The organism is Zestomonas ipomoeae, from assembly GCF_057128665.1.
Genome location: NZ_JBSKHQ010000026.1, coordinates 24,596 through 44,871, shown reverse-complemented (window position 1 = coordinate 44,871; position 20,276 = coordinate 24,596). Strand labels below are relative to the sequence as shown.

Annotated in this window: 18 protein-coding genes; 5 read left to right on the top strand and 13 right to left on the bottom strand. The window is 67.8% G+C overall.

The genetic code is table 11. The features are described 5' to 3' along the window. Window positions 1-49: 49 nt before the first annotated feature. A complete protein-coding gene (locus tag ACWKV7_RS21725; RefSeq protein WP_483859790.1) occupies window positions 50-1,309 on the bottom strand; it encodes a NupC/NupG family nucleoside CNT transporter in 1,260 nt (419 codons plus the stop codon). Window positions 1,310-1,378: 69 nt separating this feature from the next. After that, window positions 1,379-1,804, bottom strand: a complete 426-nt coding sequence (cdd, locus tag ACWKV7_RS21720; protein ID WP_483859789.1) for a cytidine deaminase — start codon at window positions 1,802-1,804, stop codon at window positions 1,379-1,381. A 392-nt stretch (window positions 1,805-2,196) separates the two neighbouring features. Between cdd and ACWKV7_RS21715 the strand changes: the two genes are divergently transcribed. After that, window positions 2,197-3,543: a choice-of-anchor Q domain-containing protein gene (locus ACWKV7_RS21715; RefSeq protein ID WP_483859788.1), complete on the top strand. Its 1,347-nt coding sequence runs from the start codon at window positions 2,197-2,199 to the stop codon at window positions 3,541-3,543. Between the two features lie 4 nt (window positions 3,544-3,547). Here ACWKV7_RS21715 and ACWKV7_RS21710 read toward each other — a convergent pair whose 3' ends face one another. The 9 genes from ACWKV7_RS21710 to ACWKV7_RS21670 form a co-directional block, all read right to left on the bottom strand. After that, window positions 3,548-5,665 carry a 3'-5' exonuclease gene (locus ACWKV7_RS21710; RefSeq protein WP_483859787.1) on the bottom strand — a complete coding sequence of 706 codons (2,118 nt, stop codon included), beginning with the start codon at window positions 5,663-5,665 and terminating at the stop codon, window positions 3,548-3,550. A gap of 3 nt (window positions 5,666-5,668) precedes the next feature. Next, window positions 5,669-6,040: a response regulator transcription factor gene (locus ACWKV7_RS21705; RefSeq protein WP_483859786.1), complete on the bottom strand. Its 372-nt coding sequence runs from the start codon at window positions 6,038-6,040 to the stop codon at window positions 5,669-5,671. After that, the gene (locus tag ACWKV7_RS21700) at window positions 6,037-8,772 is read right to left on the bottom strand and encodes an ATP-binding protein (RefSeq protein WP_483859785.1); all 2,736 of its coding nucleotides are present in this window, start codon (window positions 8,770-8,772) and stop codon (window positions 6,037-6,039) included. The genes ACWKV7_RS21705 and ACWKV7_RS21700 overlap by 4 nt, the downstream gene beginning before the upstream one ends. A gap of 13 nt (window positions 8,773-8,785) precedes the next feature. Continuing rightward, complete coding sequence (locus ACWKV7_RS21695) at window positions 8,786-8,986, bottom strand: hypothetical protein (RefSeq protein ID WP_483859784.1); 201 nt, start codon at window positions 8,984-8,986, stop codon at window positions 8,786-8,788. 268 nt (window positions 8,987-9,254) lie between these two features. After that, entirely contained in the window at window positions 9,255-10,130 is an 876-nt protein-coding gene (locus ACWKV7_RS21690; protein ID WP_483859783.1) for a ChaN family lipoprotein, read from the bottom strand. A gap of 37 nt (window positions 10,131-10,167) precedes the next feature. Beyond that, complete coding sequence (locus tag ACWKV7_RS21685) at window positions 10,168-10,935, bottom strand: heme ABC transporter ATP-binding protein (RefSeq protein ID WP_483859782.1); 768 nt, start codon at window positions 10,933-10,935, stop codon at window positions 10,168-10,170. After that, a complete protein-coding gene (locus ACWKV7_RS21680; protein WP_487249233.1) occupies window positions 10,935-11,972 on the bottom strand; it encodes a FecCD family ABC transporter permease in 1,038 nt (345 codons plus the stop codon). The genes ACWKV7_RS21685 and ACWKV7_RS21680 overlap by 1 nt, the downstream gene beginning before the upstream one ends. Continuing rightward, window positions 11,969-12,865: a heme/hemin ABC transporter substrate-binding protein gene (locus ACWKV7_RS21675; protein WP_483859781.1), complete on the bottom strand. Its 897-nt coding sequence runs from the start codon at window positions 12,863-12,865 to the stop codon at window positions 11,969-11,971. The genes ACWKV7_RS21680 and ACWKV7_RS21675 overlap by 4 nt, the downstream gene beginning before the upstream one ends. 1 nt (window position 12,866) lies before the next feature. Next, entirely contained in the window at window positions 12,867-13,919 is a 1,053-nt protein-coding gene (locus ACWKV7_RS21670; RefSeq protein ID WP_483859780.1) for a hemin-degrading factor, read from the bottom strand. A gap of 187 nt (window positions 13,920-14,106) precedes the next feature. On the opposite strand from ACWKV7_RS21670, the gene ACWKV7_RS21665 reads away from it, so the two are divergent. Both ACWKV7_RS21665 and ACWKV7_RS21660 read left to right on the top strand, forming a co-directional pair. Then, entirely contained in the window at window positions 14,107-16,401 is a 2,295-nt protein-coding gene (locus tag ACWKV7_RS21665) for a TonB-dependent hemoglobin/transferrin/lactoferrin family receptor (protein WP_483859779.1), read from the top strand. A gap of 68 nt (window positions 16,402-16,469) precedes the next feature. Then, window positions 16,470-16,787: a Rieske (2Fe-2S) protein gene (locus tag ACWKV7_RS21660; RefSeq protein ID WP_483859778.1), complete on the top strand. Its 318-nt coding sequence runs from the start codon at window positions 16,470-16,472 to the stop codon at window positions 16,785-16,787. A gap of 39 nt (window positions 16,788-16,826) precedes the next feature. Here ACWKV7_RS21660 and sfsA read toward each other — a convergent pair whose 3' ends face one another. Together sfsA and ACWKV7_RS21650 are read right to left on the bottom strand one after the other, a co-directional pair. Then, window positions 16,827-17,534: a DNA/RNA nuclease SfsA gene (gene sfsA / locus ACWKV7_RS21655; protein WP_483859777.1), complete on the bottom strand. Its 708-nt coding sequence runs from the start codon at window positions 17,532-17,534 to the stop codon at window positions 16,827-16,829. After that, on the bottom strand, window positions 17,534-18,706 hold the full coding sequence (locus ACWKV7_RS21650) for a pyridoxal phosphate-dependent aminotransferase (protein WP_483859776.1): 1,173 nt from the start codon (window positions 18,704-18,706) through the stop codon (window positions 17,534-17,536). Before ACWKV7_RS21650 ends, sfsA begins: the two co-directional genes overlap by 1 nt. A gap of 186 nt (window positions 18,707-18,892) precedes the next feature. Between ACWKV7_RS21650 and dksA the strand changes: the two genes are divergently transcribed. Both dksA and gluQRS read left to right on the top strand, forming a co-directional pair. Then, on the top strand, window positions 18,893-19,339 hold the full coding sequence (dksA, locus tag ACWKV7_RS21645; RefSeq protein WP_483859775.1) for an RNA polymerase-binding protein DksA: 447 nt from the start codon (window positions 18,893-18,895) through the stop codon (window positions 19,337-19,339). Between the two features lie 41 nt (window positions 19,340-19,380). Further along, the gene (gene gluQRS, locus ACWKV7_RS21640; RefSeq protein ID WP_483859774.1) at window positions 19,381-20,268 is read left to right on the top strand and encodes a tRNA glutamyl-Q(34) synthetase GluQRS; all 888 of its coding nucleotides are present in this window, start codon (window positions 19,381-19,383) and stop codon (window positions 20,266-20,268) included. Window positions 20,269-20,276 lie beyond the last annotated feature (8 nt).

Here is a 20,276-nt window from a genome sequence, read left to right as displayed (position 1 = left end):
CTCGCCGGCGGCCCCGAGGGGGTCGCCGGGCAGGGATGGTTCAGGGAACTCAGAGCGCCACGAAGACGCCGGCCAGTGCCGCGCTCATCAGGTTCGACAGGCTGCCGGCCAGCACTGCGCGCAGGCCGAGCTGGGCCAGTTCGTGGCGGCGATTGGGCGCCATCACCCCGAGGCCGCCGAGCAGGATGCCGATCGACGACAGGTTGGCGAAGCCGCACAGCGCGAAGGTGACGATCACCTGGGTCTGCGCAGATAACACCTGCACACCCGCCGCCGCGGCCTTCACCGGATCGATGTACTGGGCGAAATCGATGTAGGCGACGAACTCGTTGAGCACCACCTTCTGGCCGATGAAACTGCCCGCCTGTACCGCCTCGCTCCAGGGCACGCCGAGCACGAAGGCCAGCGGCGCGAACAGATAGCCGAGCAGCATCTGCAAGCTGACCTGCGGGTAGCCGAACCAGCCGCCGACCCAGCCGAGCAGGCCATTGAGCACGGCGATCAGGGCGATGAACACCAGCAGCATGGCGCCGACGTTCAAGGCCAGTTGCAGGCCGCTGGAGGCGCCGCTGGCGGCGGCGTCGAGCACGTTGATCGGCTTGTCCTCGACCAGTTCGTCGATATCGCGCGGGTCGTCCTGGGGCTTGGCGGTTTCCGGCTCCATCAGCTTGGCCATCAGCAGGCCGCCTGGGGCAGCCATGAAGCTGGCGGCGATCAGGTACTTCAGCTCCACGCCGAGGCTGGCGTAGCCGATCAGCACCGAGCCGGCCACCGAGGCCAGGCCGCCGACCATGATGGCGAACAGCTCGGAGCGGGTCATGCGCGGGATGAACGGCCGCACCACCAGCGGCGCCTCGGTCTGGCCGACGAAGATGTTGGCGGTGGCCGACATCGACTCGGTGCGACTGGTGCCCAGCACCCAGCGCAGCGCGCCGCCGATGACCCGGATGATCAGCGTCATCACGCCCAGGTGGTACAGCACCGCGATGAAGGCGCTGAAGAACACGATCAAGGGCAGCACGCGAATGGCGAAGACGAAGCCGCCGCTACCGAAGACCTCGAACATCTTGTCGCTACCCAGGCCGCCGAAGAGGAACTTGATGCCCTCGTTGGCGTAGCCCTGCAGCGAAGAGACCGCGCCGGAAATGCCCGCCAGGGCATCTTGCCCCCAGGGCACGTACAGCACGAAGGCACCCAACCCGGCCTGCACCAGGAAGGCGCCGACCACGGTGCGCGGGCGAATGGCCCGGCGGTTGCTGGAACAGGCGATGGCAATCGCCAACAGAACGACAATACCCAAGAGGCTCATAGGGTGGAGCTCCCGCAATCAGTAGGGAAATCAGGAAGTCAGCGGATTCGGGCAAAGATCCCGGCGCGGCTAGAGGCGGAAGGCGCCGGGTAGCAGCTCATCGCTGAGCCAGGTCCGGTACGCGTTCTCGTCGCTGCCGCAGCAGTAAATGGGGCAGTCGGCGGCGAGCAGCTCGCTGATCACCTGGCGGCAGGCACCGCAGGGCGAGACATCGGCCATTTTCGGCGCATACACCAGCAACGCCTTGAAACTGCGCGGCGCATGGCCCTGGGCAATCGCGGCATAGAGCGCCGTGCGTTCGGCGCAATTGGTCAGCCCGTAGGAAGCGTTTTCCACGTTGCAACCGCTGACGATCTCGCCGTCGGCGGTGAGCAACGCGGCGCCGACAGGAAATTGCGAGTAGGTGCAGTAAGCGCGGCCGGCCGCTTGTCGTGCCGCATCCAGCAATGCGGAGAACTGGGGCTGGGAAGCCGGCAAATCGTTGTTGTTATTCATTTATCGTCCTTATTGGCACAGCGTGAACTTGTCCAGTCGGTCAGCGTTAGCAAGAGCCGGGCCAGTTGGAGCAAAGACCCTCCAACCCATGGCCATCGAGGCCGCCCGCGGAAAAAGTGCCTGCCGCCTTCACTGGCGGATACGTCTCCTGACGCACCAAAACGGGAAAAGCTGTCATGACGGACAGCTTTTTGGTGCGATGGTGCAATAAACCACAGCAGAAATCGAGCAGGCGTCGAAGCGGTCACACAACCGGCAACCGACAGGCCCCTACCCTGGAAACCCTGCGTTACGCTCACCCGGGCCGCGAACATCCTTCGCCGAGCCCGGTCCAACCCCCGCCCGCGGAAGCCAGGCCGTCTCCGTGCTTTTCAACCAACGGAGACAAGCCCATGCCTATCCGTACCGCCCTCCACTCTCCCCTCGCCGGCCTTGCGCTGATCGCCGCCTCAGGCACCCTGCAAGCTGCCGACCTGGTGGTCACCAAGACCACCGACAGCGCCGACGGCGTCTGCGACGCCGACTGTTCGCTGCGCGAAGCCTTCGAGGTGGCCAACCAGAGTTCCGACTACTACTTCGTGCAACTGCCCGCCGGTGTGTTCACCCTGAGCCTGGCTTCGCCCGAAGACAGTGCCGAAGAGGATGACAACCTGAACGGCGACCTCGACCTGCACGGGGAAATCCATCTGGTGGGTGCCGGCATGGGGCGCACCATCATCGATGCCCAGCAGATCGACCGCCTGATCGACGTGCACGACAGCGGCTACCTCACCCTCGGTCAGTTGGCGCTGCGCAACGGTCGCACCACAGGCTATGGCGGCGCGCTGCGCAACCAGGGCACGGCGGAACTGTCCCACGTGGCCATGGTGGACAATGCCGTGGACTCATCGACCAGCGGCGGCGGCGGCGGCGGTGCCATCGCCAACTACCGTGAGCTGGACGTGCGCTCCTCGTACTTTTTCCAGAACCAGGCTTCCGCCGCCGCATCCTTCGGCCAGGGGGGCGCGATCTACAACGACACCTACGGCATGGCGTTCCTGTTCAACAGCGTGGTGAGCGGCAATCTCAGCACCGACGCGCTCGGCACCGGACGCGGCGGCGGCATCTACAACCAGGGATCGATGGACATCTATCGCAGCGAGTTCAGCTTCAACCGGCTCGGCGGCGAAGGCTTCGGCTCGGCCATCCTCAACTCGGGCCGTGGCTACCTGACCCTCGAAAACAGCACGCTGACCGGCAATCTTGCCGGCAACGGCCAGGGCGCGCTGGCCAACGGTATGCCCGGAGACACGACCGTGGGGGTCCATGCTACGGTCAGGAATGTCACGCTGGCCGCCAACAGCGGCCATGACGCCCTCTACAGCCACGCATCGCTGGATATCACCAACAGCATCGTTGCCGGCAATCGCCTGGCAGAAGACCCTGCAAAGCCAAGCAACTGCTTTCAGAATGCGGCCGGCTGGTTCGATGCCGAAGGGCTGATGCTCGGCGCCGACGGCCAGGCTTGTGCGGCGGACCTGCCGATCGACGACGCCCTGACCTTCACCGAGGTGCTGGCGCCCACGGCGAAGAATGGCAGCAGCACCCTGACCCATGCCCTGCTCGACGGCAGCCCGGCCATCGACGCGGCGGTCGGCAAGTGCCGCAAAGGCGACCAACGGAAAATGCCGCGTCCGCAAGATGGCGATGGCGACGGCGTGGCGGTCTGTGACCTGGGGGCGTTCGAGTGGCAACCCTGAGCGGTCAGTATTTCAGCTTCGCATAGGGCGTGCGCCGCGAGGCCTCCCGCGCCTGGCCAAGGGTGTGGATGCCCTGCTCGGCGAGCAGCGGGATCAGTTTGAGCAGCACTTCGCCGGTGACCTGGGCGTCGCCCAGGGCGGTGTGGCGGCCGACCACCGTGACGCCCAGGCGCTCGGCGATGCATTCCAGGCGATGGGCGTCGTCGCCGTGGCCCGGGTGGACCAACGCCGACAGCAGCAGCGTGTCGAGCACCGGCTGGATGAAGCGTACGCCGGTCTGCACCTCCTTCAACTGCAGGAAACGCATGTCGAAGGCGGCGTTGTGTGCCACCAGCACGGTGTCTTCGGCGAAGCGATGGAAGGCCGGCAGCACCTCCTCGATGCCTGGCTGGTCGGCAAGCATCTGCGCGGTGAGGCCGTGGATCGCCTGGGATTCGCGGCGGATTGGCCGACGCGGGTTGATCAGGCGGTCGAAGCACTCCTGCGGCAGCAGGCGACCGTTGACCACCCGCAGCGCGCCGATGGAAATGATCTCGTCGCCTTCCGACGGCGACAGGCCGGTGGTCTCGGTATCGAACACGGTATACGACAGCTCGCCGAGCGGCCGCTGGTCCAGCTCGGCGCTCTGGCCCGGCTGGCTGAACAGATCGAAGTCGTAATACACCGGCCGTCCTTGCACCCTCGTGGCAGGCGCCAGCGGCTGGGTGGTGGGCAACTGCAGGCAGAGGCGATTGCGCCCGCTGGCGCGGTCGGTCTGGTGCCACAGCTCGCCGCCATGCCGCTCCAGCAGCTCCTTGATGCTGCGTCCGGCCGGGTCGGTGCCGCCCAGTTGCAGCGGTCGCTCTTCCCACTGCTGCATCAGTCCAGGATCGAGCGCGCGCCCCCCCCAGCACAGGGCCAGGCGAGCGAAGCGGCCGGCGGCGGACAGCTCCAGGCTGACTTCGCGAGCGCCGCAGGCGGCCAGCAGGTCGCCGAGCAACTGGCTCAGCCCCTGCACCAGCGAGTAGCTGTCGACACTCAGCCACAGTGGCTCGGCGTAGTCGCGACAACGCACCTTGAGCCCCTGCACGCCGTTGAGGTGGCGTTGCAGGGCCACCGCCAGGTCGCTGGCGAGCATGTCCTCCAACGGCCACTGCCCCCCGGGCAACGCCTCCTGCTGCGCCAGGCTCTGTTCGAGCTGGACCGTCAGGCGCTCGGCCTCGTCGCGGATCACCTCGCCGAAGCGCTGCCGGCGCTCGGCGTCCATCTGTGGGTACTGTTCGAGGGTTTCCGCCGCCGCCCGCAGGTTGGCCAACGCCGCGCGGCTGCCTTCGCCAAGCTGGCGCAGCAGGCGTTCGCGCTGGCTGGCCAGGTCGACGCTGCGGGTGACGTCGTCGAGAATCAGCACGAAGCCGAGCATGCCGCCTTCGCCATCCAGGACCGGCGCCAGGCGCCCGCGCAGCAACAGGCCGCCGCGGGCGGTGACGAAGTGCGCCGAAGCGGGGGTGCCGCGCTCCAGGCCCTGGCGCAGTTGGTCCAGCCCATGGGCGATCAGGCGCTGGTCGACGATGCCGTATACCGAGCGACCGAGGCCCACTGCGCCGGGCTCGCGGCCTTCCAGCAACTGGCTGGCCTGTGGGTTGTAGAGCAGGATGCGGCCTTCGACAGTGCACACCAGCACGCTCTCGGCCAGCTCGGACATCAACGCGGCGAGGCGATTCTTCTCCTGCTCGAGACGACCGTTGGCCTCGGCGATGCGCCCTTCGATGTCCTCGCGCTGGGCCAGGTGGGCCTCGGCGAAGGCGTTCAGCGCATGCCCGAGGCGACGCAGCGGCTTGGCCCCGGCGATGACCACCCGGTGACGCGGATTGACCCGGTGAATGATGCCGATCTCCTCCTCCAGGCGTCGCGCCGCCAGCGGATAAGCCCGGCGCCAGTAACGCAGCGAGGCGCCCAGTACGGTAAGCAGCACAAGCCCGAGCAATGCCAGCAAGGCTGCACGCTCGGCCAGCAGACCGCGCACCAGTTCGCGTTCGGCGAGGCTCAGGTCGAGCCACAGCGGCACGCCGACGACGGCGAACAGCAGCGCGGCGAAACCGGCCAGCGCCGCCAGCTGCAGGACGAAGCGGGAGGAAGCGCCCATCGCTCAGTCATCCCCCAGCTGGGCACGTATCTCCGCCAACAGCGCCTGGGTGGCGAACGGCTTGGTGATGTAGGCATCGGCACCCAGCGCCAGCCCCTTGCTCACCTCCACCTCGCGCCCCTTGGCGGTGAGCATGATCACGCGCACGCCCTGCCAAGCCGGGTTCTGGCGAATGCGCTGGCACACGTCGAAGCCACTCAGGCGCGGCATCATCACGTCCAGCAGCACCAGGTCCGGCGCCTCCTGCGCGATGGCGTCCAGCGCTTCCTGGCCCTCGTGGGCGACGCGCACCCGGTAGCCGGCCTGCTCGACGAGGAATTCCAGGGAAAGGACGATGTTCGGCTCATCATCGACGATCAAAATGCTCTTGCTCATGTTGAACTCCCCTTGGCCAAGGGCAGGCTGAAGGAAAAGGTCGCGCCCTGCCCCGGCACACTGTCTACCCACAACCGACCGCCGAAATGCTCGATGATGCGCCGGCTGATCGGCAGTCCCAGGCCAGTGCCCGCCGGTTTGGCGGTGAGACTGTCGCCGACCTGGCGAAACTTCTCGAAGATGGTCTGCTGGTCGGCCGGGGCGATGCCCGCCCCGTTGTCGCGCACGTCCACTTGCAGCGCGCCGGGCTGTTCCCGCAGCGAGATATCGATACGACCCTGCTGGCGGTCGCAGAACTTCACCGCGTTGCCGATCAGATTCAGTAGCACCTGCAGCAGTCGGTCGCGGTCCGCCTGGATCGGCGGCACCCGCTCGGGAAGCTGGCAATGCACCCGCACCTGGCGCTCTTCCAGCAGCGGGCCGGTAGTGCTCAGCGCATCCTCGATCACCGCCTTCAGGTCGACCGCCTCGCTGCGCCACTCGGCGCGCTGCGACTCCAGCTTGGCCAGGTCCAGCACCTGGTTGATCAGCCGGGTCAGGCGCTCGCTCTCCTTGACGATGATGGCGACGAAGCGTGCGCGCTTGTCGGCCGCCAGCTCGGGATTGCCGTCGAGGATTTCCGCCAGCGCGCGAATCGATGTCAGCGGCGTGCGCAGCTCGTGGGTCACGGTGGAGATGAAGTCGTCCTTCAGCCGATCCAGCTCCGTGAGGCGCGCATTGGCGGCACGAAGCTCCGCGCTGGTGGCCTCCAGCTCGGCGGACTTCTGCTCCAGCTGCCGGCTGTAGGCGAGCACCTGAGAGGCCTCGTCGAGAATGTGCAGCACCTCGGGCATGCCCAGCGGCTCCTCCTGCACCACCGAGGCCAGCACCACCCGCGCCGAAGCCGCGCCGATGGCCCCGGCCAGCAGCTTCTCGGCGAAATGCAGCAGTTGGGCGTCCGGCTGCAGCTGCGCGACAGCCAGGCCATGCCGCGCGGCGTAGCTGGCGAACGACTGTTCGGCGCGCACCGGACCGAGAAAGCGCCCGACCAAGGCCATCACCTCAGTCACCGAGGCGCTGCCGCGCCACAGGCTGGCCCCCGCATCGGTCAGGCTGAATACTTCGACGAAGGCATGGGCCTGGGCCTGCTCGCCGACATTGCGGCGACTGAACAGCGATACCGCGATGTACGCCCCGAGATTGGCGCTGAGGCTCCAGAACAGCGCGTGGCTGATCTCGTCCCAGCCCTGCAGGCCGAACAGCCCCAGCGGCTTGAGCCAGGCGATCGCGAACGGGCCCTGATCGAGGATTGCCAGGGGCAACCAGCCGGACTTGACGAACGCCGGCAGCAACAAGGTGTAGCCCCACAGCAGGAAGCCCAGGCTCAGGCCCCAGAGCGCGCCGAGCCGGCTGCCCTGCTTCCAGTACATGCCACCGAGCAGCGCCGGGGCGAACTGGGCCACCGCGGCGAACGACACCAGGCCGATGGACACCAGCGCATAGGCCTCGCCGGCGGCACGATAGTACAGGTAGCCGAGCAACATCAGCAGCAGGATGGCGCCGCGGCGGATACCCAGCAGCAGGCGCGACAGATCCGCCCGCCGCGCCAGGCCCAGGGCCTTCCAGCGCAACAGCAGGGGCATCGCCAGGTCGTTGCAGATCATCGTCGACAGGGCGATGGTCTCGACGATCACCATGCCGGTCGCCGCCGACAATCCGCCGACGAACACCAGCAGGGCCAGCACCTCCTGGCGGTGCGCCATCGGCAGGGTCAGCACGAAGGTATCGGCATCCACCATACCGGGAGCGAAATGCAGCAACCCGGCAAAGGTGATCGGCAGTACGAAGAGGTTGATCGCCAGCAGGTACAGCGGAAACAGCCAGATCGCCTTGTTCAGGTGGTTCTCGTCGACGTTTTCCACCACGCTGATCTGGAATTGCCGTGGCAGCAGCAGCAACGACAACATCGATAGCAGCATCAGTGCCGTCCACGAACCATAGCTGCCAGGCGTACCGCCGAGGCTCAGCAGGCGCCCGATATCCGGCAGGCGCTCGGCCTGGGCGAAGACATCGGCGAAGCCTTGGTAGAGGCCGAAGGTGACGAACAGCCCGACCGCCAGGAACGCCACCAGCTTGACCAGCGACTCGAAGGCGATGGCCGCCACCATGCCCTCGTGGCGCTCGGTGGCATCCAGGTGGCGGGTGCCGAACAGGATGGTGAACAGTGCCAGCAGCAGCGCCACGTACAGCGCGGTGTCCTGCCAGGGCGCCAGGGCCTGGCCCCGGTCGGGCATCTGCACCGCCGGGTACTGCCAGAGGATCAGGAAGCTGCCGGATACCGCCTTCAACTGCAGGGCGATGTAGGGAACCACGCCGACCACCGCGATCAGCGTCACCAGCCCTGCCAGCAACGCACTCTTGCCGTAGCGGGCAGCGATGAAGTCGGCGATGGAGGTGATGCGGTTGACCTTGCTGATGCGGATCATCTTGCGCAGCACCAACCAGAACAGCGCCGCCATCAGCGTCGGCCCGAGGTACACAGGCAGGAATCCGACGCCGCTGGCCGCCGCCCGGCCGACGCTGCCGTAGAAGGTCCAGGAGGTGGCGTACACCGCCAGGGACAAGGCATAGATGTAGGGATTGGCGATGATCGAGCGGCCGGCGTCGGCGCGCTTGTCGCCCCAGTAGGCAATGGCGAACAGCACGCCCAGGTAGCCGAACGAGGCCAGCAGGATCAGGCCGCCAAGCTGCATTCGCCCTGCCCCCTCAACGCCTGGAACGCTCGACGACCAGCACCAGCAGCACGATCAACAGCGCCCAGGCGCCGAACAGGTAGGCGAACAGCACGGGAATGCCGAACAACCGGCCCTCGTGATCGAACAGCGCCAGCAACGGATAACTGAACAGCAGGCCGCCGAGCATGAACAGCGCTACCAGTCGCTGAGCCCGCAGCGTTCGATTGGCCATGGCTACTTACCTCCTGGCGGTAAGTGTGGCCGATTATTCGCTCGGCGCGCTTCGCGACCATGGTAGGGGTGGAAATGCTCTGGGAGAGCGCCCGGCAGAGCCGTCTCCGGCTCGGTGCCGACGGTGGCGGGCCAAGCCAATCGGAACGCCAGGCAGGGGCGAACTCATTCGCCAAACCTGGCCCCGTCAGGCGAATGAATTCGCCCCTATGAGGTATGGCCAGACTGGGCTGGGCAACCCCTGCCAGTTCGCCAGGGCAGCGGGACCCTCACCGAGTACCGAACGCGGCGCAGTAATCCTGCTCCGGCATGGCCGGGGTATACCAGACGAAATCGGCCTGCGCAGCGCGTATCTCGGGGCCGCCCACTTCCGCCAGCATCAGCACCCGCGTGCCCTGCCCAGCGCCCAGGTCGGCCAGGTGCAGCGGCACGCCGAGGTCGCGGCGTGCATGGAAGGCGCCGGCCAGCACTACCGCGGGCGTCGGGGCGGCCAGCAGCGCCTCGGCCATGCGCCGGTCGCGCTGCTGCTGCACGGCAAGCATGGCCGGCAGTTGCGAGGCCGGCAGCTTGCCGCAGTGGGACTCGCGGATTTGCGCCAGCAGCGCCTCATGCACTGCCGAGGTGGTGGATGCCCCGTCCGGCAGGCGCGGCTGTCGGCGATAGACCGCCATCAGCTCGTCGCGACTCAGGTTGGCCGCCAACAAGGGATAGCGTTGAACCAGGGCGTACTCCACCAGCGGTCCATACAGCGCCCAGTCCCAACCGGACTGCCAGCCCAGGGCAACGGGCAGTTCGTCCGGCAACGCGCTGGCCGCACGCACGGCGTCCACCTTGGCCTGCTGCGACGAATCGAGCATCTCCAGCAGCAGACTGCCCGGCTCGCGGCGCACCGCCAGTGCCTTCAGCAGCCAGAGCTGAAGGGCATGGTGGTCGGCGTTGTCATGCTTCTCGCCGATCAGCACCCGCTCGGCGTCGGCCAGGCGGACCACCAGCTCCCCGGCGGTCAGGGCTTCGCCGGTGCGCAGGTCGCGGATCACGCCGAGATCGCCATGCTCGCGGCCATCGGGGCTCTGCCATTCCGGCAGCGGTGGCAAGGTCTGGCAGGCGGTCAGGAAGGCGAAGCCGAGCATCAGAAGTAAGCGCATGAATGACCCGGAAAGTGATTGAGTGAAAGAGGCAACCTTAGCGCGCCACGATCAACGGATGCCCGCGCTCAGGATGCCGCTGCACCAGGACCTCCAGGCCGAACACGGCCTGCAAGGGCTCGGCGCGGAGCACGTCGGCGGGTGTGCCGAGGGCGTGGGGCCGACCTCGGTCGAGCAGCAGCAAGCGGTCGCAATAGCGCGCGGCCAGGTTGAGGTCATGCAGGATCACCAGCACTGCGGCGCCCTGGTCGGCAAAGGCACGAGTGGCCTGCAAGGTGGTGTGCTGGTGCAACGGGTCGAGCATTGAGGTGGGCTCGTCAAGCAGCAGCACCTGCCCCTCCCCGCCCGGCCAGAGCTGCGCCAGCACCCGTGCCAGGTGCACGCGCTGGCGCTCGCCACCGGACAGCTCCAGATAGCTGCGCCCGCGCAGATGCTCCGCATCCGCCGCCTGCAACGCCGCCAGGACGATCTCGTCGTCACGCCGTCGGCCGCTGGCATGGGGCAGGCGACCCATGGCGACCACCGCCTCGACGGTGAAGGCGAAGTTCAGCGTCGAGCTTTGCGGCAGCACCGCCAGGCGCCGCGCCCGTTCCGGGCCCGACCAGTCGTCCAGCGGACGGTCGTGCAACAGCACCCGCCCCTCGGCCGGTTGCAACTCGCCCGCCAGCGCGCCGAGCAGGGTGCTCTTGCCGGCGCCGTTGGGGCCAAGTACGCCAAGCAGTTCGCCGGGGCGCAGTGCCAGGTCGACATCCATCAGGACGGTGGCCGCGCCACGGCGCACCGACAGTCGTTGCGCAATCAGCATCAGGTCCGCCCCCGCACCAGCAGATAAAGGAAGAACGGCGCCCCCAGCAGCGCCGTCACGATGCCGATGGGCAACTCGGCAGGCGCCAGCACCAGGCGGGCAGCCAGGTCGGCAAGCAGCAGCAGGCTGGCGCCGGCCAGCATCGAAGCCGGCACCAGCAGGCGATGGTCGGGGCCGGTCAGCAACCGCACCAGATGCGGCACCACCAGGCCGACGAAGCCGATCATGCCCGCCGCCGCCACCGCCGCGCCGACGCCGAGCGCAGTGCAGAACACCAGCTCGCGCTTCAGCCGCTCGACTTCGAAGCCGAGATGCCGCGCTTCCGACTCGCCCAGCAGCAGCGCATTCAGCGCCCGCGCCCGACGCGGCAGCCACAGAGCCACGCCAAGGGTCACCAGCAGCAGCGGCCAGAGCCGCGAATAGCTGGCACCGTTGAGGCTGCCGAGGTTCCAGAAGGTCAGGCTGCGCAGGGTGGCATCGTCGGCGAGGTAAGTGAACAGGCCGATGGCCGCACCGGCCAGGGCCGTCAGCGCAATACCGGCGAGCAGCATGGTGGCGACGTTGGTCTGGCCGTCGCGACGGCCCAGGCGATAGACCAGCGTAGTCACGGTCAGCCCGCCGGCGAAGGCGCAGGCGGACAGCAGGTAGGGCTCGACGGCCGCCGGGAGTCCGCCGAACGACGCGCTACCGACAATGGCGATGGCCGCACCCAGGGCCGCGCCGCCGGAGACGCCAATCAGGCCGGGATCGGCCAGCGGGTTGCGAAACAGCCCCTGCATGGCCACCCCGGTCAGCGCCAGCACCGCGCCCACCGCCAGCCCGAGCAGGGTGCGCGGCAGACGGATCTGCCCGAGGATCAGCTCGGCCCGCTCCAGGCCGTCGGCCGGCACGGGCACGCCCAGCAGGCGCAAGGCCGCGCCGAGGGTATCGCCCAGCGGCAGGCTCACCGGTCCCAGCGCCAGCGACAGCCAGAGGGCGAGCAGCAACAACAGGCCCAGTGCGATGAACAAGGGGCGGGGCTTTACGACTGAGGTCATCGCGGGGCTTCGGCGGTCAGGGCTTGCGCGGAAGGATAAAAGGCCGCTGCAAGCACCGCCAGCCCATCCGGCACGCGCGGGCCGAGGCCGCCCACCAGCAGGGTCGGATCGAGCGCCAGCAGGCGGCCATCGCGGACCGCGCGGGAGGTGGCCAGGGCGGGATTGTGCTGGAGCAGCGCCTGCAGGGCCGCTGCGCCTTGCAGGCGGCGGTCGGCGACCACCAGCACATCGGGATCGAGCGCCGCCAGGGCTTCGCCGGACAACGGCTTGTAGCCGTGGTGGCGGGCGAGATTGCGGCCACCGGCCTGTTCCAGCAACCAATCGGCGACCGTGTCGCGCCCGGCCACCAGCGGGCTGCCGCCCGCGTGGCCGAGCAACAACAGGACCCGCGGCGCCTTGCCGCCCTGCCGGGCCCGGTCGACCCAGCGCCGCTGCGTCTCCAGGCGCTGGCGATAGTCGACCAGCGCCTGCTCGGCCCGCGCCGGCTCGCCGAGCAACTCGCCCAGGCGCTGCAGATTGCCCTGCAGCACCTGCAAGTCCGCCTGCGCCGACAACCGTTCGATTCGCACGCCGGCAGCGGCCAGTTGCGCCAGCACCGGTGGCGGGCCCATTTCCTCGCTACCCAGCAGCACCTGAGGGCGCAGCGCGAGAATGCCTTCGGCGGCCAGTTGGCGCTGGTAACCGATGCTCGGCAGCTCGGTCAGCGAAGCGGGATGCTGACTGGTGGTATCCACCCCCACCAGGCGATCTTCGCCGCCCAGCACCACCACCCATTCGCTGAGCGCGCCGCCGGCACTCACCCAGCGCGGCGCCTCGGCCTGGCCGGCGGTGCAGAACAGCGCAGCGGCCCAGGCCAGCAGGGTGCGCGGCGTGACACGGATTACGTGGCCCATCTCAGTGCTCCTGCGCCGGCACACGTTCCGCCAGCGCACGCCAGTCGTCGCGCTCCGGCACGCCGGGCTTGCGGGCGCCGAACAGCTGCACAATCAGCTCGCCGTCGGCATCGAACGCCTCCCAACTGGTGATCACCCCGTCGCTGCTGGGCTTGCGCACGCGCCACAGCTGGGCAACGCCTGTGGTTTTCAGATGCAGATTGAATTCGGGGTCGAGCACGTTGAACCAGGTGTCCAGCCAGCGCAGGTTCTTCACCGGGCCGCTGTGGATCTGGATGCAGTGGGCATTGCCGACGAACACCATGATCGGCATTTCCTGTGCCGCAGCGGCCTCCAGCAGTCGCGGCAACTCCGCCGGCTCCAGCCGCTCGGCCCATTGCCGGCCCGCCAGGCGCAGGGCCTGGGTCCGGGTGACGCCATGCCGCTTCAACAGAGCGAAGAAGTGGTGGGTGTCCTGCAGCGCGGCCCAGCCATCGCGCAGCGCCGCAGCGTCCACCAGGGCATCGGCCTTGCGGATCGCGGGCAGCGGCGCGGGCTGCAAGTACAACTCGGCGTCCTGCTGCTCGGCGGCGAAGCGCACCAGCAACGGCGCCCAGGCCGCCTGCTCGCTGCGCTCGGTGAGATATACCTTGTGCACCGCGGTACCTTGCCGGTCGAACACCTGGATGCTGCGCTGGCCGGAATCCTCTTCCACGGCAAAGACACTGGCCCAGCCGCCGAGAAACAGGCGCAGGTCGATGTCGGCCGACACCACCAGGCCCATCTGCCCACTGCCGGCCACGGTCACTTCGCGGTAGCAGCCCTTGCGCTCATGCACGCAGTGCTCGTTGCGGGTCAGCGCCATCACCTGGCCCAGTTCGCCCAGGGCCGGCAGCAGCCTGGCCCAGTCCGGGCGAAGGCGCAGCGTGCCCTGGCCAAGACGACTGGCGACCAGCTCAGCCTCGCTCACCGCCAACTGCGCAGCGGCATCCCGCGCGCGCAGCCGCGGCTGCTCGGCACGCAGGGCCTGCCAGGCCTGGTAGAGGGGGTTGGCGCTGGGGCTTTGGGTCTGCATGTCAGGCACTCCTTTGGACGGATCGGGTTATGCCAGGCAGGGACACCTGGCGAAGAGAAAAGCGGTCGACTATCACACTCAAATCTATTTGATAATTGTTTGCATTTGAAAGTCAACCGCATTACCGTCTGCCGCCGACGCAATCCGGCGGACACAGAAGCCGCCGCCCGCACCCTCAGGAGTCCACATGCCGAACCACCCGCCATTCGCGCGCCGTTCATGGCTCGCCTTGCTGCTGCTCAGTCCCTCCCTCGCCCTTGCCGAAACGCCTGCCGAGCTGCCGCCACTGCAGGTAACAGCACCCGCCGCGCAGACACTGCCAACCCGCACGCGCACCGACACCGATGCCCTCGACAAGCGTATGGTCCGTGATTTCGCCGACCTCGGTCGGCGCGCCGAGCCGGGGGTCTACTTCAACCGGGTCAATGAGAGCATCAATATCCGCGGCCTGGATCGAGACCGGGTGCTGACCACCATCGACGGCATCCGCCTGCCATGGCTGACCGATGGCGCACGCAGCCAGGGACCGACCGGCGGCGCCCAGGGCGGCCTCGGCGCGGTCGACTTCGACGGACTGTCGGCGGTGGACATCGTGCGCGGTGCCAACTCCAGCCGGGTCGGTTCCGGCGCGCTGGGCGGCGCGGTGCAGCTGTTCACCCTCGACCCGGAGGACCTGCTGACCGCAGATCGCGACTTCGCCAGCCTGATCAAGAGCGACTACGACAGCGCCGACCACAGCTGGGGGCTGAATGCTGCCCTGGCCGGCCGCGCCGACGACACCTACTGGCTGCTGCAAGGTGGCCAGCGCCAGGGCCACGAGCGGGAGAGCCAGGGCGACGCCAACCTCCATGGCACTCGGCGCAGCGAGGCCAACCCCGCCGACACCACGCAACAGAGCCTGCTGATCAAGCTGCAACAGCGTTTCGACGGAGGCCATCGCCTCGGCTTGACTGGCGAGCTGTTCGAGCGCGACGAAGACATCGACAGCCGCAGCAACCAGGGCAGCACCTACCTGATCGGGGAAAACAGCACGCGGGAAACCTCCCGCCGCCAGCGCCTGTCGGTGGACTACGACTACCGCGCCATCGACCGGCAAGGCCTGGTCGACCGCGCCCAGGCCATCGTCTACTGGCAGCAGGTCGAACGCGAGGACGACCAGGACGCCATGCGGGCCGCAGACGCCCGCGCCGGCATTCCGGATTTCGTCTTCGGTCCCGGCGGCAATCCCTACAAATACCCGAGCGGTGCGTTCGGTCGAACGAACCGCATCCAGAAGGAGCTGTACGGCGCCTCTGGCAGCCTCGGCAAGCAGTTCGAATGGGCCGGGCTCGACCATGACCTGACCGTCGGCGGCGAGCTGTACTGGATCGACACCGAGCAGGTCTCCGAAGGCTACGACAATTGCCCGGCCAACCTGGTGGTACCGCCGCCCGCTTCGCCACTGTACATGGGCCCGGCGGCCTGCCAGTTCCTGCACACCAACCAGGCGGACATGCCCAAGGCCGAGGGCCGCCAGTGGGCGCTGTACCTGGCCGACGAGATCAGCCTGCTCGACGGCCGGCTCAAGCTCACGCCTGGCCTGCGCTACGACGCCTACCGCCAGGAGCCGCAATCCGGCGGCGACTACGCCAGCAACTCCAACCCGGGCAACCGCTCCGCCCTGCAGGCCAGCGAGGACGAAAAGCTCTCCGCCAGCCTGCTGGCCACCTGGCAACTGGCGCCGGAGGCGCTGCTCTACGCGCAATGGGCACAGGGCTTCAAGGCCCCGGATGCCACCCAGCTGTACATGAACTACGGCGCCCCCGGCACCTACCTGCGCCTGGGCAATCCCGATCTCGAGCCCGAGGAAAGCAACGGCTTCGAGGTCGGCACACAGCTCGGCGACCGCCAACTGGGTGGCAGCCTCGCCCTGTTCGACAACCGCTACCGGAACTTCATCGATGACGGCATCGCCATCGATTCCGCCGCCATCGCCGCGCTGGGCCTGGACCCGGCCGACTACCCGATGGGCGTGACCCGCGCCGAGAACCGCGCCAAGGTGCGCATCTACGGCGCCGAAGGCCGGGCCCACTGGCAGTTCGTGCCGCACTGGACGCTCTGGGGTTCGCTGGCCTGGGCGCAGGGCAAGGACCGCGACAGCGGCCAGCACCTCAACTCGGTGGCGCCGCTCACCGCCCTGCTCGGCCTCGGCTACGAGCATGACCGCTACGGCGCCGACCTGACCCTGACTGCCGCCCGCGCCCGCGACAAGGTGGAAAACGCCAACGACTTCCAGGCGCCCGGCTACGGCGTGGTCGACCTCAGCGGCTACTGGAAACCCGCCGCGCTACCGGGCGTGAAGCTCCAGGCCGGCCTGTTCAACCTGCTGGACAAAACATACTGGAACGCGCTGAACGTACCCGATGGCAACCTGACCCAGCCGGACGACTACTACAGCGAGACCGGTCGCAGCCTGCGCCTGGCCGCCACCTGGCAGTATTGATCTCCACCGCGCAAGGATGCGCACACCTTGGCACTACGCGATAATCCGCCTTCACTGTGGAGGTTGCGATGAAGCGTCTATGCGCCCCGGAAGACCTGGCCGAAGGCCAGAGCCGGGGCTTTTTGCTCGATGGGCTGAAAGTGCTGGCGGTGCGCCGGCATGGCCGGGTCCACGTCTATGAGAACCGCTGCCCACACCGCGGCATTCCCCTGGAGTGGCTGCCCGACCAGTTCCTCGACGCCAGCGGCAGCCTGATCCAATGCGCCACCCACGGCGCGCTGTTCCTCATCGACTCCGGCGAATGCGTCGCCGGCCCCTGCGCCGGGCAGTCGCTGCGCACGGTGAACTGCCAGGAAGATGCCGACGGCATCTGGATCGATGCTTAATCGTCCGTAACCCGCCGCTGCCAACCTGACGCACCCGCCCTATAGCCGTACCTCGAGCCGACGAACCAGACGGATCTTTTCCGGGCTCAGTTCAGCGCCATAGGCCAGCACTTCCACGCCGGCCTCCACCGCTTCGCGCAAGGCCGACGCGTAGAGCGGATCGATTTCCTGCGCCGGGCGAACCGCGTCGATGCCGGACAGGTTCACGCAATACAGCTGCACGGCCCGCACGCCCTGCCGGGCCAGGGTGGCCAACTCGCGCAGATGCTTGGCACCCCGCTGCGTCCGCGCATCGGGAAAGGCCGCCACCGGCGTGTCGGCGAAGCCCAGGGTGACGCTCTTCACCTCTACGTAAGCAGGCCCTTCGGCGAACTCCAGGCGAAAGTCGATGCGGCTGTTCTCCTCGCCATAGGCGACTTCGCGCTTGAGCCCGCTGAAACCACGCAACTCGCCGATCACCCCGGCAAGCAACGCTTCCTCCACCAGCGGGTTGGCCCGCGCGGTGTTGACGCAGGCCAACCGTCCCTGCGGGGTCTCGCTCAGTTCCCAGGTACCCGGCAGCTTGCGCTTGGGATCTTGCGAGCGCCTGAACCAGACACGGCCGCCCTCGGCCATGCAATTGAGCATCGACCCGGTGTTCGGGCAGTGAATGCATAGCTCTTCGCCGTCGGCGGTTTCGATATCGGCGAGAAAACGCTTGTAGCGGCGCAGCAGACGGCCTTCTTCGAGCGGCGTGGCAAAGCGCATCAGGGCTGCCAGCGCTTCAACCCACGGGCGATGCGCTCGACCGCCTGCTCCAGCACCGGCAGGCTCTGGGTATAGGCGAAGCGCACATGCTGGCCGGCCAGGTGACGGCCGAAGTCGACTCCAGGGGTGAAAGCCACGTGCTCGGTTTCCAGGAAGTGCTGGCAGAAGGCGAAGGCATCGCCGCCAAACGCCGAGATGTCCGCATATAGATAGAAGGCGCCCTCGGGCTCCACGGCGATGCGGAAGCCCAGCTCGCGCAGTGCCGGCAGCAGGTAGTCGCGCCGGCGGGCGAACTCTGCGCGGCGCTGCTCGAGGATTTCCAGGGTAGCCGGTTCGAAGCAGGCCAGCGCCGCGTGCTGGGCCAAGGTCGGCGCGCTGATGTAGAGGTTCTGTGCAAGCTTCTCCAGCTCCGGCACGGCGGGTTTCGGCGCCACCAGCCAGCCCAGGCGCCAGCCGGTCATGCCGAAGTACTTGGAGAAACTGTTGAGCACGAAGGCGTCGTCGTCCACCTCCAGCACGCTGGCGGCATCCATGCCGTAGGTCAGGCCATGGTAGATCTCGTCCACCACCAGATGGGCGCCGCGCTGTTTCAGGGCAACGGACAGCGTCGCCAGCTCCTCGCGCTGCAACAAAGTGCCGGTAGGATTGGCCGGCGACGCCACCAGAGCGCCGACGCAGTCCTTGTCCCAGTGCCGCGACACCAGTTCGGCGCTCAGCTGGTAGCGGGTTTCCGGTCCCACCGGCACCAGTTGCGCCGCGCCTTCCACCAAGCGCAGGAAGTGCCGGTTGCACGGATAGCCGGGATCGGCCAGCAACCAGTGCTTGCCCGGATCGACCAGCAGGGCGACCGCCAACAGCAGCGCGCCGGAACCGCCGGGCGTAATAAGGATGCGTTCGGGGTCTATGCTTAATCGATAGCGTTGCGCGTAGAAGCCGGCGATCGCCTCGCGCAGCTGCGGCAGGCCACGGGCGGCGGTGTAGCGGGTGTGCCCGGCTGCCAAGGCGGCCTGGCCGGCGGCGACGATGGGCGCGGCGGTGGAGAAGTCCGGCTCGCCGATCTCCAAGTGGATAACGTCATGGCCTGCCGCTTGCAACTCATTGGCCCGCGCCAACAGCGCCATGACATGAAAGGGTTCGATGGCGCGACTGCGTGCACTGAATGACGAGGACATGATTATCTCTGGCTGAAGCGAAACATGAATTCTACCCATAGTCCCAACGCTGCTGCAGCCGCCATGGCATCCGGGAGTAGCGCACCCCGACGTGTTCTGGTAAGTTCGCCCGCTTGCAGCCGCAGGGTCGGTCGTCCGGCGAGGGACAACAACCTGCGCAATGGATATAGCGAGAGGCGGTCATCCATGCCCATTACCAAAACGACACCCACCAGCAATCAACTCGTTCGCGGTTTCGAGCCCTACCAGGCCACCAAGGGCGAGGAATACATGAGCGATCGCATGCGCGCTCACTTCACCGGCATCCTGAACAAGTGGAAGCAGGAGCTGATGGAGGAAGTCGACCGCACCGTACACCACATGCAGGATGAAGCCGCCAACTTCCCCGACCCGGCCGACCGCGCCAGCCAGGAAGAGGAATTCAGCCTCGAACTGCGCGCCCGCGACCGCGAGCGCAAGCTGATCAAGAAGATCGACGAAACCCTGCAGTTGATCGAAGACAACGAATACGGCTGGTGCGATTCCTGCGGCGTCGAGATCGGCATCCGTCGACTGGAAGCCCGCCCCACCGCCACCCTCTGCATCGACTGCAAGACACTGGCGGAGATCAAGGAAAAGCAACTCGGTTCCTGATCCCACGACGGGGCGCTACGGCGCCCCGTTTCGTTTTACCCATGAATAATCCTGCCTACGTCGGGCGCTTCGCCCCCACCCCCAGCGGCTACCTGCACTTCGGCTCCCTGGTCGCGGCGCTCGCCTCCTATCTCGACGCCCGCGCCGTCGGCGGCCACTGGCTGCTGCGCATGGAAGACCTCGACCCCCCGCGCGAAGTACCCGGCGCCCAAGCCGCGATCCTGCGCACCCTGGAAACCTACGGCTTCGAGTGGGACGGCGAACTGGTGCGCCAGAGCGAACGCCACACGGCCTATGCCGCAGTGGTCGAGCGCCTGCTGGAGCAGGGCCTGGCCTACGCCTGCACCTGCTCGCGCAAGCGCCTGGAAGGCTACGCCGGCATCTACCCCGGTTTCTGCCGCGACGCCGGCCAGCCCGTCGCAGGCGCCGCGATTCGCCTGCGCGTGCCCGAGCTGGAATACGCCTTCGTCGACCGGGTGCAGGGCGAGTTCCGCCAGCACCTCGGCCGCGAGGTCGGCGATTTCGTCATTTGCCGCCGCGATGGCTTCTACGCCTACCAGTTGGCCGTGGTGCTCGACGATGCCTCGCAGGGGGTGACCGACGTGGTACGCGGCGCCGACCTGCTCGACTCCACCCCGCGCCAGCTATACCTGCAGGAGCTGCTCGGCCTGCCCCAGCCCCGCTACCTGCATGTTCCGCTGCTGATCCAACCGGACGGCCACAAGCTCGGCAAGAGCTATCGCTCGCCGCCGCTGCCGGCGGACCAGGCCGGCCCGCCGTTGCTACGCGCGTTGCGCGCCCTCGGCCAGCAGCCCCCGGCCGACCTCGACGGCGCCGGTGCCGGCGAGCTGCTCGCCTGGGGCATCGCCCACTGGGACGCCGGACGCATTCCGCGCTGCCGCACGCTGGCGGAGGCGCAACTGCGCTAAGCCGCCGG

Coding starts and splice junctions, on each gene's coding strand:
- ACWKV7_RS21725 (WP_483859790.1), bottom strand. CDS start 1,309: ATGAGCCTCTTGGGTATTGTCGTTCTGTTGGCGATTGCCATCGCCTGT.
- cdd (WP_483859789.1), bottom strand. CDS start 1,804: ATGAATAACAACAACGATTTGCCGGCTTCCCAGCCCCAGTTCTCCGCA.
- ACWKV7_RS21715 (WP_483859788.1), top strand. CDS start 2,197: ATGCCTATCCGTACCGCCCTCCACTCTCCCCTCGCCGGCCTTGCGCTG.
- ACWKV7_RS21710 (WP_483859787.1), bottom strand. CDS start 5,665: ATGGGCGCTTCCTCCCGCTTCGTCCTGCAGCTGGCGGCGCTGGCCGGT.
- ACWKV7_RS21705 (WP_483859786.1), bottom strand. CDS start 6,040: ATGAGCAAGAGCATTTTGATCGTCGATGATGAGCCGAACATCGTCCTT.
- ACWKV7_RS21700 (WP_483859785.1), bottom strand. CDS start 8,772: ATGCAGCTTGGCGGCCTGATCCTGCTGGCCTCGTTCGGCTACCTGGGC.
- ACWKV7_RS21695 (WP_483859784.1), bottom strand. CDS start 8,986: ATGGCCAATCGAACGCTGCGGGCTCAGCGACTGGTAGCGCTGTTCATG.
- ACWKV7_RS21690 (WP_483859783.1), bottom strand. CDS start 10,130: ATGCGCTTACTTCTGATGCTCGGCTTCGCCTTCCTGACCGCCTGCCAG.
- ACWKV7_RS21685 (WP_483859782.1), bottom strand. CDS start 10,935: ATGCTGATTGCGCAACGACTGTCGGTGCGCCGTGGCGCGGCCACCGTC.
- ACWKV7_RS21680 (WP_487249233.1), bottom strand. CDS start 11,972: ATGACCTCAGTCGTAAAGCCCCGCCCCTTGTTCATCGCACTGGGCCTG.
- ACWKV7_RS21675 (WP_483859781.1), bottom strand. CDS start 12,865: ATGGGCCACGTAATCCGTGTCACGCCGCGCACCCTGCTGGCCTGGGCC.
- ACWKV7_RS21670 (WP_483859780.1), bottom strand. CDS start 13,919: ATGCAGACCCAAAGCCCCAGCGCCAACCCCCTCTACCAGGCCTGGCAG.
- ACWKV7_RS21665 (WP_483859779.1), top strand. CDS start 14,107: ATGCCGAACCACCCGCCATTCGCGCGCCGTTCATGGCTCGCCTTGCTG.
- ACWKV7_RS21660 (WP_483859778.1), top strand. CDS start 16,470: ATGAAGCGTCTATGCGCCCCGGAAGACCTGGCCGAAGGCCAGAGCCGG.
- sfsA (WP_483859777.1), bottom strand. CDS start 17,534: ATGCGCTTTGCCACGCCGCTCGAAGAAGGCCGTCTGCTGCGCCGCTAC.
- ACWKV7_RS21650 (WP_483859776.1), bottom strand. CDS start 18,706: ATGTCCTCGTCATTCAGTGCACGCAGTCGCGCCATCGAACCCTTTCAT.
- dksA (WP_483859775.1), top strand. CDS start 18,893: ATGCCCATTACCAAAACGACACCCACCAGCAATCAACTCGTTCGCGGT.
- gluQRS (WP_483859774.1), top strand. CDS start 19,381: ATGAATAATCCTGCCTACGTCGGGCGCTTCGCCCCCACCCCCAGCGGC.